Source organism: Chryseobacterium kimseyorum, assembly GCF_025971945.1.
Lineage (GTDB): Bacteria > Bacteroidota > Bacteroidia > Flavobacteriales > Weeksellaceae > Chryseobacterium > Chryseobacterium kimseyorum.
In genome coordinates this window covers 1-13790 of record NZ_JAPDHW010000004.1, presented here as the reverse complement: position 1 = coordinate 13790, position 13790 = coordinate 1, and the positions used below count along the sequence as shown (strand labels likewise).

Annotated in this window: 13 protein-coding genes; 8 read left to right on the top strand and 5 right to left on the bottom strand. The window is 36.1% G+C overall.

Going from position 1 to position 13790, the window contains the following annotated elements; translation table 11 throughout:
- Window positions 1-41: 41 nt before the first annotated feature.
- The 4 genes from OMO38_RS06705 to OMO38_RS06690 form a co-directional block, all read right to left on the bottom strand.
- Window positions 42-266, bottom strand: coding sequence for a DUF6814 family protein (locus OMO38_RS06705; protein WP_056080148.1), 225 nt, complete (start codon window positions 264-266; stop codon window positions 42-44).
- Between the two features lie 44 nt (window positions 267-310).
- Entirely contained in the window at window positions 311-1891 is a 1581-nt protein-coding gene (locus tag OMO38_RS06700; RefSeq protein WP_264749438.1) for an MFS transporter, read from the bottom strand.
- A gap of 47 nt (window positions 1892-1938) precedes the next feature.
- Window positions 1939-3318, bottom strand: a complete 1380-nt coding sequence (locus OMO38_RS06695; RefSeq protein ID WP_264749437.1) for a porin — start codon at window positions 3316-3318, stop codon at window positions 1939-1941.
- Window positions 3319-3564: 246 nt separating this feature from the next.
- Window positions 3565-3981, bottom strand: a complete 417-nt coding sequence (locus OMO38_RS06690) for an IS1/IS1595 family N-terminal zinc-binding domain-containing protein (protein WP_264749436.1) — start codon at window positions 3979-3981, stop codon at window positions 3565-3567.
- 158 nt (window positions 3982-4139) lie between these two features.
- Between OMO38_RS06690 and OMO38_RS06685 the strand changes: the two genes are divergently transcribed.
- The 8 genes from OMO38_RS06685 (at window position 4140) to argH (ending at window position 13163) form a co-directional block, all read left to right on the top strand.
- Window positions 4140-4739, top strand: coding sequence for a GNAT family N-acetyltransferase (locus OMO38_RS06685; RefSeq protein WP_191735207.1), 600 nt, complete (start codon window positions 4140-4142; stop codon window positions 4737-4739).
- Window positions 4711-5904 (top strand): argininosuccinate synthase, encoded by a 1194-nt coding sequence (locus tag OMO38_RS06680; protein WP_264749435.1) that lies wholly within the window; start codon window positions 4711-4713, stop codon window positions 5902-5904. The genes OMO38_RS06685 and OMO38_RS06680 overlap by 29 nt, the downstream gene beginning before the upstream one ends.
- A gap of 126 nt (window positions 5905-6030) precedes the next feature.
- Complete coding sequence (gene argC / locus OMO38_RS06675) at window positions 6031-7005, top strand: N-acetyl-gamma-glutamyl-phosphate reductase (protein WP_264749434.1); 975 nt, start codon at window positions 6031-6033, stop codon at window positions 7003-7005.
- 286 nt (window positions 7006-7291) lie between these two features.
- Window positions 7292-8431 carry an aspartate aminotransferase family protein gene (locus OMO38_RS06670; RefSeq protein WP_264749433.1) on the top strand — a complete coding sequence of 380 codons (1140 nt, stop codon included), beginning with the start codon at window positions 7292-7294 and terminating at the stop codon, window positions 8429-8431.
- Between the two features lie 186 nt (window positions 8432-8617).
- The gene (locus OMO38_RS06665) at window positions 8618-9616 is read left to right on the top strand and encodes a Rossmann-fold NAD(P)-binding domain-containing protein (RefSeq protein WP_264749432.1); all 999 of its coding nucleotides are present in this window, start codon (window positions 8618-8620) and stop codon (window positions 9614-9616) included.
- A gap of 84 nt (window positions 9617-9700) precedes the next feature.
- On the top strand, window positions 9701-10495 hold the full coding sequence (gene argB / locus OMO38_RS06660) for an acetylglutamate kinase (protein ID WP_264749431.1): 795 nt from the start codon (window positions 9701-9703) through the stop codon (window positions 10493-10495).
- A complete protein-coding gene (locus tag OMO38_RS06655) occupies window positions 10470-11552 on the top strand; it encodes a M20 family metallo-hydrolase (RefSeq protein WP_264749430.1) in 1083 nt (360 codons plus the stop codon). Before argB ends, OMO38_RS06655 begins: the two co-directional genes overlap by 26 nt.
- 306 nt (window positions 11553-11858) lie before the next feature.
- Complete coding sequence (gene argH, locus OMO38_RS06650; protein ID WP_264749429.1) at window positions 11859-13163, top strand: argininosuccinate lyase; 1305 nt, start codon at window positions 11859-11861, stop codon at window positions 13161-13163.
- On the opposite strand, the gene OMO38_RS06645 is transcribed toward argH, so the two are convergent.
- The coding region (locus OMO38_RS06645; RefSeq protein WP_264749428.1) for a DUF4238 domain-containing protein at window positions 13164-13790 on the bottom strand (627 nt) is incomplete at its 5' end.

Sequence of the window (13790 nt, the reverse complement as noted above, 5' to 3'; positions counted from 1 at the left end):
AGACCGAAATCATTCATCAATTATCATCTATCATTTATAAATTATTTCTCGTCAGAATATTCTCCAGTCAAAGAATAATATCCAAAGATGGCCAATCCGCCTGTGACAATCGGAACCAATACAAAAAGTATAATGATGCCGAACACAAGGTCTTCCTGTTTTCCTGATGTGATTTTAGGGATGCCCATCACCGTTATTCCAAAATAGGCGACGATCAGGGCGGCTAAAATCCATACAATGCCTAATATTTTTTTTAATCCGTTCATTTTAGTAGATTTAAAATTAATAAATTTTTGAGTGATTATCCCTATTAATCGTGGATATTGTTGTTCTTATTTTTCAGATAAATCAATCCGATGACTAAACAGACTGCGGCAACTCCGATCGGATACCAAAGTCCCTCAAGATACCACGTTGCATGTCCTGCATCTTTTCCGGAAGTTACGAGATAAGTGGCTACTGCGGGAAGCAATCCGCCAAAAACCCCATTACCAATATGATATGGCAACGACATCGAGGTATAACGGATTCTCACCGGGAACATTTCAACTAAAAATGCGGCAATCGGACCGTAAACCATCGTCACAAAAATCACCTGAATAAATACGAGGAAAACCAAATACCATCTCGTGTCGTCGTTCAACGTAATCGATGTTGAAACTTTTGGCTCTTCCGCTTTTCCGTCTTTCATCACAGGACCGGCGGCTGACCAGTGAACGATACTGTCTTTTTTAATTAAAGTTCCGTCTGTATAAGTCGTTTCTTTGTGAAATGTAACTAAACTGTCTGAGGCAATCGTTTTGTGAATGGCTGCAACTCTTGTTTCTTTAATACCTTCACTTGCAACTGTTTTTGCTTCGATATTGACGCTTTTGTACATCGCGTCATAAATCGGTCTGTAGGCTAAAATTGCGACCAGCATTCCGGTCATCATAATCGCTTTTCGGCCAATTTTATCTGAAAGCCAACCGAAAAACACGAAGAACGGTGTTCCCATCAAAAGTGCTGTGGCCATCAGATAATCAACCTGCATCGAATTGATGTTCATTACTTTTTGAAGGAAACTCATCGCATAAAACTGTCCGGTGTACCAGATGACCCCTTGTCCCATCGCAGCTCCGAATAAAGCCAACAAGACAAATTTGAAATTGAATTTATTACCGAAACTTTCTTTTAAAGGATTTTTTGAAGTTTTCCCTTCACTTTTAGCCTTTGCAAAAAGCGGAGATTCCTTCATGTTTTTTCTGATAAAATATGAAACTCCAACCATTAAAATCGAAATCCAAAACGGAACTCTCCATCCCCATGAGTCAAAATCTTCTGCAGAGAGTGTATTTTTAGTAATTAATATAACGATCAGTGAAATGAAAAGTCCTGCTGTAGCGGTAGTCTGAATCCATGAAGTCCAGTAACCTCTTCTGTGTGGCTGCGAATATTCTGCAACATAAGTTGCTGCGCCACCATATTCTCCACCTAAGGCCAAACCCTGTAAAAGTCTTAAAATTAAAACTAAAACCGGCGCCATAAATCCGATCGTTTCATATCCCGGAATACATCCGATCAGGAAGGTTGAAAATCCCATGATCAGTAAAGTCACTAAGAAAGTATATTTTCTCCCGATGATGTCTCCCAGTCTTCCGAAAAACAGGGCTCCGAAAGGTCTCACTACAAATCCAGCCGCAAAAGTGGCCAGCGTAGATAAAAATGCTGCAGTAGGATTGTCTGCGGGGAAGAATTTGGTCGCCAAAACGACTGCCAGACTTCCGAAAATATAGAAATCATACCATTCTATCAAGGTTCCGAGGGACGATGCGGTGATCACGCTCCAGATGGTTCGGTTTTTCTGCTTATCTGTCATATTCTCGTAAACATCGTGGTGTTGTTCGCTCATATCAATAGATTTTTTTTGTTAATAATTAATTTAAATGGAATTGGTTTTTATAAATAAATCTGAAGCTGTACAATAAATTCTCCTTTAGATTTCGGGTTTTCTGTCGGACTTGTGTAAACCGGTCTCGTAGAATACTGTGTCGTGATTTTTGCGTGATGACCGTCCAGAAACCAGTTGGCTCCCACATCAAACTGCGACGATGGTTTATCAAACGCTTCAAAATCTTTATATGTATAAGCAGCAAATGGCTGAATTCTGATTTTCGGTTTTTCAGCCTGGCTTGGCAATAACAAGCCTGCCTGAGCATAGACCACATTTCCGGTTCCGATCATCGGTTGTAGATTTCCGGGACCAGCTAAAGCTCTTTGTCCGACAAAATTCGGGTCGTTGGCTGCGATGTTCATTGTACCTAAATTTCTCACGTAATTCGGTCCGAAATTATAGTTGAAATATCCTGCATAAGCTGAAACAGCCATTTTATTTTTCGCTTCTCCTAAAGGAATATCAGCAAAAGCATCTACAGAAAGTAAGGTAATATCGTGTTTTTCGATGTTTGAGTTGACTGAAGTTCTCGTTCCTTCCGCCTGATGGTAAAATCCTGCGCCAACGTTGAAAACTTTTTTGGTTCCTAAGTAAGAACCTACTTTGAAAGGAAGAAGATTAGACTCTGTGTCTAAAAACTGATATTCAAAATAACCTGCCTTAGACCAGTTTGGATTTCCGTTGTTGTCAACAGCGACTTCATTTCCGGGAATCAGCGTATTTGCCGGAACTAAATCTGTTGCGAAAGGTTTGTTTAAACTCATCCGGTACTCAAATTTTCCGTATTTACCTTTGGCAAAAAGACCCATCTGTCTCGCAAACTGATCTGAATTATCAATCAAGGGCCAGCTGAAAACCGGAGAATCCAAAGTCAGAAAGTTCAGTGTAGAAGCCATCGTCATACGCGAAAGTCCCATATAATAATGAAGACCACCACCTAATGTTAAGCTGAATTTTCCTGCTTCACCAGGCATTACGACTGCATATTCATTCCATGCATCGTGAAAGAAAAGCTGAGGTTTTTTACCATTTCCGTAGCCGCCGGTTCCTGTTGTTCCTGTCGCGCCACCGTTGATGAAAGTCTGATTGTTAATCCCGAAATGGGTGAGAATCATGTAACGCTTCGTGATTTGAGCGTAGGCTAAAATACGTGCTCGTCGGTTTCCTAAATTCCAGGTATTGTCAGTGGCTTCTCCGCCAACCATACTTCCGGGGTTCATTTCGGTGTTCCTGATCCAGAACTGATCCCAGAGAATAAATCTGACATATTTATCTCTTTCAGGATTTAAATTTATTTTTAAACCATTTCCATAATCAGGAGAACCCTGACTGTATACAGAACTGCTGATTAAAGCTAATCCAATAAAACTTAATATTTTCTTCATAAATTATTAATTTTTTGGCTGTTATTTTGTGAAAGCCAAATTGGAATTAATAATTTAGTTATAAAAATTCAGTATATATTAGTGCTTATAATATAGTTGATTAATGATCAATGATGATTGATGGGTCGGAAAATTTAAATATTTAAGCAAAATTTTAGTTATAATCATTTAATATAATGCTTATTAAATAATTAAATTGATGTTCTTGAAATTTAATTTTAGCAGAAATGTACTAGAAATTTTAATTTATTTTTTAAATCTTTCCCATTTAATCAACATGTACTTGTCAGCAAATTGAGTGATAATTAAACCTGAATCTCTAATGTTTTCTTCTTTGGAAATGTATTCGATCAACTCATTTTGCTTTAAAATTTTATAAACCGGGTGAAAATCGGAGTGGGGTGGTCTTGTAATATTATACTTCTTGATCCAGGAACTTACCGTCACATGAGAAACACCGATAATCCTTTCTATTTCGCGGAAACTTAAGCCTTCAAGATATAATTGTAGTGCTTTGGTCACATAGTAATCATCAATTTTTTTTCCTAATTTTTTAACGGTAAAGTAATAATTACAATCCTTACAGTGGAATCTTTGTTTCTCATTAATGATTCCGCTTTTTACGACTTTTTCACTTTTGCATTTCGGACAGATACTTTCCATATATAGTATTTTAGCAAATATATAATAATTTAGCAATATTAAATCTTAACAATAAGATAATTATACCTGTTAATATTAATTAAACAATAAAATTATCTTTTTAATTTGTTTTTTAAAGATAATATGTTTTAAATTTGCCAAAAAATTCAGATAAATAAATGGAAATACAAATTTCCTCATGCGAACATTTAATGTATGTGAGTGAAATACAGCAGGAAATGTATGATTCTGCACAGCGGCGGGGAACGGGAATCGCTAAACGTTCCATCGAATATTTAAGTAAAAAAATTTCGGAAGGTAACGCTGTAGTCGCTACAGAAAATGGTGAATGGGTAGGTTTCTGCTATATCGAAACCTGGTCGCACGGTCAGTTTGTAGCCAATTCGGGGTTAATTGTTTCTCCAAAATTCAGGCATGGAGGTATTGCAACTTTAATCAAAGACAGAGTATTTGCTTTGTCACGAGAAAAATTTCCCAATGCAAAAATATTTGGTTTAACTACAGGTTTGGCGGTGATGAAAATCAACAGTGACTTGGGATATAAACCAGTGATTTATTCTGAATTAACGCAGGATGATGAGTTTTGGAGCGGATGCAAAAGCTGCGTGAATTATGAAATTTTAATGAAAAAAGAACGGAAAAACTGCCTTTGTACAGCAATGCTTTTCGTTCCTGAAAATAGTAAAGTAAATGGAGTTGACGATAATCAACCCGAAAATAAATATAAAAATGAGCAAGAAAGTAATCTTAGCGTTTAGCGGAGGTCTAGATACCTCTTACTGTGCCAAATATCTGAGCGAAATACTTGGATATGAAGTATACGCAGTGACTGTAAATACCGGAGGTTTTTCTAAAGAAGAGGAAAAAGAACTTGAGAAAAAAGCCTTAAATCTTGGGGTTAAAGAATACAGGTGCGTTGATGCTCAGGAGGATTATTACAATTCTTGCGTAAAATATTTGATCTTTGGAAATGTGTTGAAAAACAATACGTATCCATTGTCTGTTAGTGCTGAACGTACGATCCAGGCGCAGGAAATCGCAAAATATGCGATTGAAATCGGTGCTGATGCGATTGCTCACGGAAGTACAGGTGCTGGAAATGACCAGGTCCGTTTTGACTTGATTTTTCAGGTGATGTGTCCGAACGTAGAAATTATTACTCCGATTCGTGATCTGTCTTTGTCCCGTGAAGAAGAGATTGAATTTTTGAAAATCCATGGCTACGAAATGGAGTTCGAAAAGGCTCAATATTCTGTCAATAAAGGACTTTGGGGGACTTCAGTCGGTGGCAAAGAAACCTTGACTTCAAGAAATTATCTTCCAGAGGAAGCTTTTCCATCTCAGATTAAAGAAACTCAGCCTTCCGAACTGGAAATTGAGTTCAAGAATGGCGAAGTTGTAGTGGTAAATGGACAAAACTTTGAACATTCGGTTTATGCCATTCAAAAAATTGAAAAATTAGCTTCTGAGTATGGAATCGGTCGTGATATCCACGTTGGTGATACGATTGTCGGAATTAAAGGAAGAGTAGGATTTGAAGCGGCGGCGGCATCTGTGATTATCAAAGCACACCATTTATTGGAGAAACATACGCTTTCAAAATATCAGCAGATGATGAAATCCCAATTGTCTGATTGGTACGGAAACTGGCTTCACGAAGCAATTTTCTTAGATCCTGTGATGAGAAATATTGAGTCTTTCTTAGTCGATTCTCAAAAAACAGTAAGCGGAAAAGTATATGTGACCCTTCATCCATACAGGTTTATTTTAAATGGAATTGAATCTAAACATGACCTGATGTCCGATAAATTCGGAAGCTACGGAGAAGCAAACAGAGCTTGGACAGGCGATGATGTGAAAGGATACACGAAAATTGTAAGCAATTCTTTAAATATATACCATCAGATTAATTCTGCGTTATAAGGACGAACCCGAAGGGTTCAATACGAATAGCCATAGGTGGAACCTATGGATTATTAAATCAACAAGCAATCAGAACCCGATAGGGTTCAATAATATTTGCGGTCGAAATCCGTGAAAACCAATAAAATGATTAATATCAAAAAGACGGCAGGAATTATCGGTGCCAACGGCTATACAGGAAGCGAATTAGTTCGTCAGTTGGCTTTTCATCCCAACATATTATTGAGTTTTTTATATAGCCGTTCAAATTCGGGGACAAAAATTTCAGATTTGTACCCGGATTTAACGACGGTCTGTGAAATGATTTTAACGGATCAGCCTGAAGAGGTAGATATTTTATTTTTATGTCTTCCGCACAAAGAAAGCCAGAATTGGCTGACTCAGAATGCTGTAAAAGATGAAACGTTAGTGATCGATTTAGGAAATGATTTTCGCTTAGATGGAAATTTTGGAAACAGAGATTTTATCTACGGTTTACCTGAAATCAACAAAAAACACCTTTTGGGAGCAAAAAGTATTGCGAACCCGGGATGTTTTGCAACGGCAATTCAACTGGCTTTGCTTCCATTGGCTGAAAAAGGGTTATTGAATGAGGTATATATAACAGGAATTACAGGTTCAACAGGTGCCGGTCAGTCATTGCAGCCAACGACGCATTTTACCTGGAGAAACGATAATATTTCAGCCTATAAAACTTTGACACATCAACATGTGGATGAGATTATACAGCAGTTAGTTTCTTTTAATACGAATGAAATCAGTCTGAATTTTGTTCCGTGGAGAGGAGATTTTGCGAGAGGAATTTTTACGAGTTCCACGGTGAAAACAGATGTAGAACTTTCGGATATTCATCAATTGTTTAGGGATTTTTATGCAGATGCGCCTTTTGTAAAGGTAAGTGAGAAAGCAATTGATTTAAAACAGGTTGTCAACACCAATCGCTGTGTGATTCATATAGAAAAGAGTGGAAATGTTGCAGTTATTCACTCAGCGATTGACAATTTGTTGAAAGGAGCTTCGGGACAAGCAGTTCAAAACATGAATATTGCGATGGGCTGGGAAGAGAATTTAGGATTAAATTTAAAGCCAATTGCATTTTAAAACGGACAATAATCCGACCTAGGAAAATGGAGCGTTAAGAAAAATAGTTTTGTGAACGTTAAGAAAATTCTACTGTTCGAAGCGCGAGACAAATGTCGAATCGAAGAACAAATATCGATTTCGCGCAAGTTTTAGAATTTTTAGAGAACAAAAATGTTTTTTAGCGGAAGTTTCCAGTCTTGAACTTTTGTTTCTTTTGCTTCAAGGCAAAAGAAATTAAAAAAAGAATTTTAGGGATGAATTTGTAAATTATTCATCAAACATCAATTATCATTTATAAATAGACATGAATTTATTCAACGTATATCCATTATTCAACATCAATCCGGTAAAAGCTCAGGGATCATTTCTTTGGGACGATAAAGGAGAAAAATATCTTGATTTTTACGGAGGTCATGCCGTTATTTCTATCGGGCACAACCATCCGCATTATCAAAATCAATTAAAAAAACAATTAGATAAGATATCTTTTTATTCAAACTCGGTTCAGAATGAATTACAAACTGAATTAGCTGAAAAATTGGGAAAACTTTCAGGCTTAGAAGATTACAATCTGTTTTTATGTAATTCAGGGGCTGAAGCGAATGAAAATGCTCTAAAACTGGCTTCTTTTCACAATGGAAAAGGCAACGTGCTGTATTTCTCAGGTTCATTTCACGGCAGAACATCGGCAGCGGTTTCTGTGACCGACAATCCAAAAATTGTAGCTCCGGTAAATTATGACGAAAGATTCATAAAATCTGATTGGAATAATATCGAACAGCTTGAAGCGATTTTTGAAAAGCAAGGAAATGAAATTTCTTCAGTTATTATTGAAGGAATTCAGGGAGTTGGCGGAATTATGATTCCAACGGTTGAATTTTTAACTAAAATCAAAGAACTGTGCGAAAAATATAACGCCGTTTTGATTTTAGATGAAGTTCAGTCAGGCTACGGAAGAAGTGGATATTTCTTCGCTCATCAGGAATTCGGAATTGAAGCGGATATTATCACGACAGCCAAAGGAATGGGGAATGGCTTTCCAATCGGCGGTGTTTTAATTCATCCAAAATTTCAGGCAAGCAACGGTTTGCTGGGAACTACTTTCGGAGGGAATCACTTAGCTTGTGTCGCTGCGATTGCGGTTTTGGACGTGATGAAAGAGGAAAATCTCATCAAAAATGCTCAGGAAATGGGCGAGTATATTGAAAATAAAATTAAAGATTTTCCACATATTAAAACGATCCGAAGGAAAGGCCTGATGATCGGAATTGAGCTCGACAGGGATTGCTCAGAAGTGAGGAGCAGCCTGTTGTACAATCATCATGTTTTCACAGGAAACTCCAATGATAAGGCTGTGTTGAGGATTCTTCCTGCGTTGAACATTAAAAAAGAAGAAACCGATTTCTTTATCGGTGCTTTGAAAAGTGTTTTAGAAAATCTATAATTTTTAATTAACCACAAAGTCACAAAAGCTTTATCATTTTAAGAATCTATCAGGCTTTTTAAAGAGCATTAAAGCTTAATGAAAATCTCTGATTTTCATCTTATGTGAACTTATATTTTCAAACTATTAGACTTTAAAATTTGGAAAAATCTTTTGTGACTTTTGTGGTAAAACAACCAATTCAAAATGAAAAAATTCACCTCTGTAAGCGATGTTGAAAACTTACAGGAAATCATAAAAAAAGCTTTACAAATTAAAGAAAATCCTCTTTCGGAAACCGAGAAAGGAAAAGGTAAAACAATAGGACTTGTATTTTTAAATTCAAGTTTGAGAACGCGTTTAAGCAGTCAGATTGCGGCGCAAAATTTAGGCTTAAATATTCTGACGCTAAATGCTGCACAGGAAGCATGGAGTCTGGAATTCGCAGACGGAGCCGCCATGAATGGCGACACTGTTGAGCATATTAAAGATGCCATTGAAGTATTAAATCAATATTGTGACATCATTGCAGTTCGTTGTTTTGCGGGAATGAAAAGCAAGGAAGATGACGTGAACGAAAGTATATTAAGTCAGTTCGAACAACATGCGAAAGTTCCGGTTATTTCTTTGGAATCGGCGACACGTCACCCTTTGCAAAGTTTGGCAGACTGTATCACAATTACAGAAAACTGGCACTTCGATGATTCGTCAAGCTCACCACAGGCAAAGCTCAGTGTAAAATCCAAGCCAAAAGTAGTTTTAACCTGGGCGCCTCACATCAAACCGATTGCTCATGCGGTAGGAAATTCTTTCGCAGAATGGATGCAGGAAATGGATGTTGAATTAGTGATCGCTAATCCTGAAGGTTATGATTTGGATAAAAACTTTACTAAAGATGTGAAAGTAATTCATGATCAGGAGGAAGCGTTAAAAGATGCAGATTTTATTTATGTGAAAAACTGGTCGTCTTTTGATGATTATGCGGCAATGCCTGAAGTGAAAGAAAACTGGATGCTGACGAATAAAAAATTAGCCAATACCAATCAGGGAAAAGTGATGCACTGTCTTCCGGTTCGTCGTAATGTAGAATTGAGCGATGAAGTAATGGATAGTAAAAATTCCATCATTTATCAACAGGCAAAAAACCGGATTTTCTCTGCACAGGCTGTGTTCTCTGAGATTTTGGATGAATTGAATTCTAAGTAAATCATCTTAATTAAGTTCAATCAAAGTCCCAAAGGGATGACATAATCCAGAATAGGATGCAATCCTATGTAAATGAATTAAATAATGAAAGAAAAACTATACATCATAAAAATCGGCGGAGCATTAATCGATGATGAAGAATTACTGAATGAATTTCTGGAGCAGTTCTCTGAAATTAAAGAAAAGAAAATTTTAGTTCACGGTGGCGGAAAATTAGCAACCACATTGGCTGATAAACTTGGTGTTGAACAGAAAATGATCAACGGCCGGAGAATTACCGATAAAGATACCTTGGATATTGTGGCGATGGTGTATGCGGGTGGAATCAACAAAAATATTGTGGCAAAACTTCAGCAGAAAAAATGCAAGGCAATAGGATTTTCAGGCGCTGATGCGAATTTAATTAAAGCTAAAAAAAGAGAACATGCAGAAATAGATTTCGGATTTGTAGGTGATATCAAGAAGAGAAGTGTGAACAGGAAATTGATCTCAAAATTGATTAAGCTTAAACTCGTTCCGGTTTTTTCAGCGATCACACACGATAAAAAAGGAAATCTTTTCAATACCAATGCAGATACGATTGCTTCGGTGATTGCTCAGGCTTTATCTTTAAAATATGATGTTGAATTATTGTATTGCTTTGATAAATCAGGGGTTTTGGAAGATGTCGAAAATCCTGACTCTGTCATCAAAAATATTTCTGAAGGAGAATTTTCTCTTTTAAAAAATGAAGGGAAATTGTACAAAGGAATTTTGCCAAAATTAGAAAATGCTCTTGGAGCCGTACAAAATAATGTAAATAAGGTGTTCTTAATTAAAGAGACTGAACTAAAAAACCATATAGAAAACCAGCATGCAGGAACTGAAATCTGTTTATAGTAAAGAAGAATTACTGAATAACGCAGTGGATTTGCTGAAAAAACTGATTGAAATTCCATCATTCAGCAAAGATGAATATAATACATCGGTGGAGATTGAAAGCTTTTTTAAAAAGAACAATATTCCTACAAAACGTTTTAAAAACAACATCTGGGCGGTGAATAAAAATTTCGATGTTTTCAAGCCGTCGATTTTGCTGAATACTCATCACGACACGGTAAAACCAAATAAAGCTTACACTTTAGATCCTTTTTTAGCGGTTGAAAAGAATGGAAAACTGTTTGGATTGGGAAGCAATGATGCCGGTGCTTCTCTGGTTTCGATGGCTCAGGTTTTTCTACATTTTTTCGATAAAGAAGATTTAAAATATAATTTATTGATTGCTCTGACAGCGGAGGAGGAGATTTCAGGATTTGACGGAATTGAAGCTTTATTTCCTCAACTACCCAATATCGAGCTTGCCATTGTGGGAGAACCAACGCAGATGAATCTGGCGATTGCGGAAAAGGGATTGTTGGTTATTGACGGAGAGATGAAAGGAACTCCTTCTCACGCCGCTCATCCGAACGATGATAACTCAATCGTGAAATGTATGGAGGATGTACAGCAGATTTTAAATTTCAAATTTCCAAAAGTTTCAGATTATTTGGGTGAAGTTAAAGTGACTTTGTCGGGAATTCATGCCGGCGTGCAGCATAACGTAGTTCCGGAATCATGTCAATTCACATTAGATGTGAGAGTTACTGATGAATATTCTAATCAGGAAGCGTTTGAAATCATACAGTCCCAGATGAAATCAACTTTAACGGCAAGATCTTTCAGGCTAAATTCCTCAAAAATCGATAAGGATCATCCATTTGTAAAAGCAGGTCTGGAAATCGGGAGGACAACTTACGGTTCACCTACGTCATCCGACCAGGCAATTATTCCGTGTACATCGGTGAAGCTCGGTCCTGGTGACAGCAGGCGCTCTCATACTGCAGATGAATTTATTTTTATCGAAGAAATTGCGGAGGGAATTGAGATTTATATTAAGATACTTGAAAAAGTTTTATAGACTGGAAGCTGGAAGAGGGAAGATTGAAAATGAAGTCTGCAAATAACGACTTAGGAAACGGAGGCGTTAAGAAATTTTATATTATTTCCGTTAAAAAATTTCCACTGTCTGAGTGGCGGCAAAAAATAATCTAATTATTTCAAATAATACTTCCCGCCCGAGTTTTGGAAATTTTAGGAAATAATTTAAAATTTTAGCCGGAGTTTCCAAGTCTTGTCCCGAAGCTTCGGGATTGTTTCTTTTGTTTGACTACGTCGAATCTTCGATTTCAAGACAAAAGTAAATTAATGTTTTAAAGAAAAAATTATGAAAAAAATATGGCAAAAAGACAACAACGCCACTAACATATTAGTCAATAAATTTACAGTCGGGAAAGATCTTGACTTTGATGAACGCTTAGCAAAATACGATGTGAAAGGTTCGATGGCGCACTGTAAAATGCTGGCAGAAGTTGGAATTATTTCCGATGAAGAATCAGCGCAGATGTTATCTGTATTGGAAAAAGTTTTAGCAGAAATCGAAAATGGAACTTTTGAAATCGATAAAACCGCGGAAGATATACATTCGCAGATTGAATCTATTTTAATTGAAAAATTAGGAGACACCGGAAAGAAAATTCACACCGCCCGTTCAAGAAATGATCAGGTTTTATTGGATATAAAACTGTATTTACTGGATGAAATCCGTGAAATCACAACATTGACGGACGAATTTTTTCAAATATTAATTAAACTGGCAGATCAGCATAAAAATATTTTGCTTCCCGGATATACGCATTTACAGATTGCAATGCCTTCGTCTTTTGGATTATGGTTTGGAGCTTATGCAGAAGCATTGTTGGATGATGTGGAAATGCTCTACTCGGTTAAAAGTATTATTAATAAAAATCCTTTAGGATCGGCGGCAGGTTATGGCTCATCTTTCCCGATTGACCGTGAGAGTACAACGTATAATTTAGGTTTCCAGTCGATGAATTATAATTCTGTGTACGCTCAAATGACACGTGGGAAATCAGAGAAAATGTTGTCGATGGCAATGGCAACATTGGCAGGAACGTTGGGGAAATTTGCCTATGATGTTTGCCTGTATTTGAGTCAGAATTTTGATTTTATAAGTTTTCCAAAAGAATTTACAACGGGAAGCAGTATTATGCCGCACAAGAAAAATCCGGATATTTTTGAGTTGGTTCGTGCGCGCTGCAACAGAATTCAATCTTTACCGAATGAATTTATTTTATTGACAAATAACCTTCCTTCCGGCTATCACCGAGATATGCAGTTGACGAAAGAAATTCTGTTCCCTGCAATTGACTCTTTGAAAGAATGTCTTGAAATTTTAAGCTATACGTTACCAAATATTCAGGTGAAAGATGGGATTTTGGAAGATGAAAAGTATCAATATCTTTTCAGTGTAGAAAAAATTAATGAAGAAGTGAAAAACGGAAGTTCATTCCGTGATGCTTATGTAAAAGTGGGGCAGGAGATCGAAAATAAAGAGTTTGATTTTGAAGTTAAAAATTTAAATCATACCCATCAGGGAAGTATCGGAAATTTGTGTTTGGATAAGATTGAATATCAGCTTAATAAATTGAAAAATAAATTATTGGGTTGATTATAAAGATAAATTTATTATGTCATTTTCGTTTACAAAGAATATGTTTTTATATGAAAATTCAAAAATCATTTTATTAATCTCAATCACTTCGTTTTTATTTACATTATGTATCTCAAAAGATTCTGAACCATTATTACAGACAAACTTAATAGCAACTTTAGGATTTAAAGCGTAAAAAAGATCAAAACCAGTTACATGACCATTTTCATCTTTATTTTGTTGATTTGAATTAAAGGCGGGTTGGTCTGATGTTATGAAATTTAATTCTGAAACATTATTGTAAACAATGATTTTTGAGTTAAATTTTTCACTTAGATAATATGTTATATTTAAAGCATAAACAAAACTTAAAAACATCCAGAAATTATCATTTTGTGCATTGTATAATAAGTCATATTTTCGCAAGGTCTTATTAACTCTGTATTTGATATTTTTAGTTCTTGTATATTGTGTTGATAAAAATAATAAAGCTGTAGTTAAGTTTTCTTTATTTTCTAAAAAATGTAAATCAGTCGCTCCTTTGATATCTATTAGATTTTTACCATAGTTTTCAAATCCAGTTAAGATTTCTTCGATAGTATTATGTTTAATAAAACTTAAAAACTCATCAGATTTATAGAAATC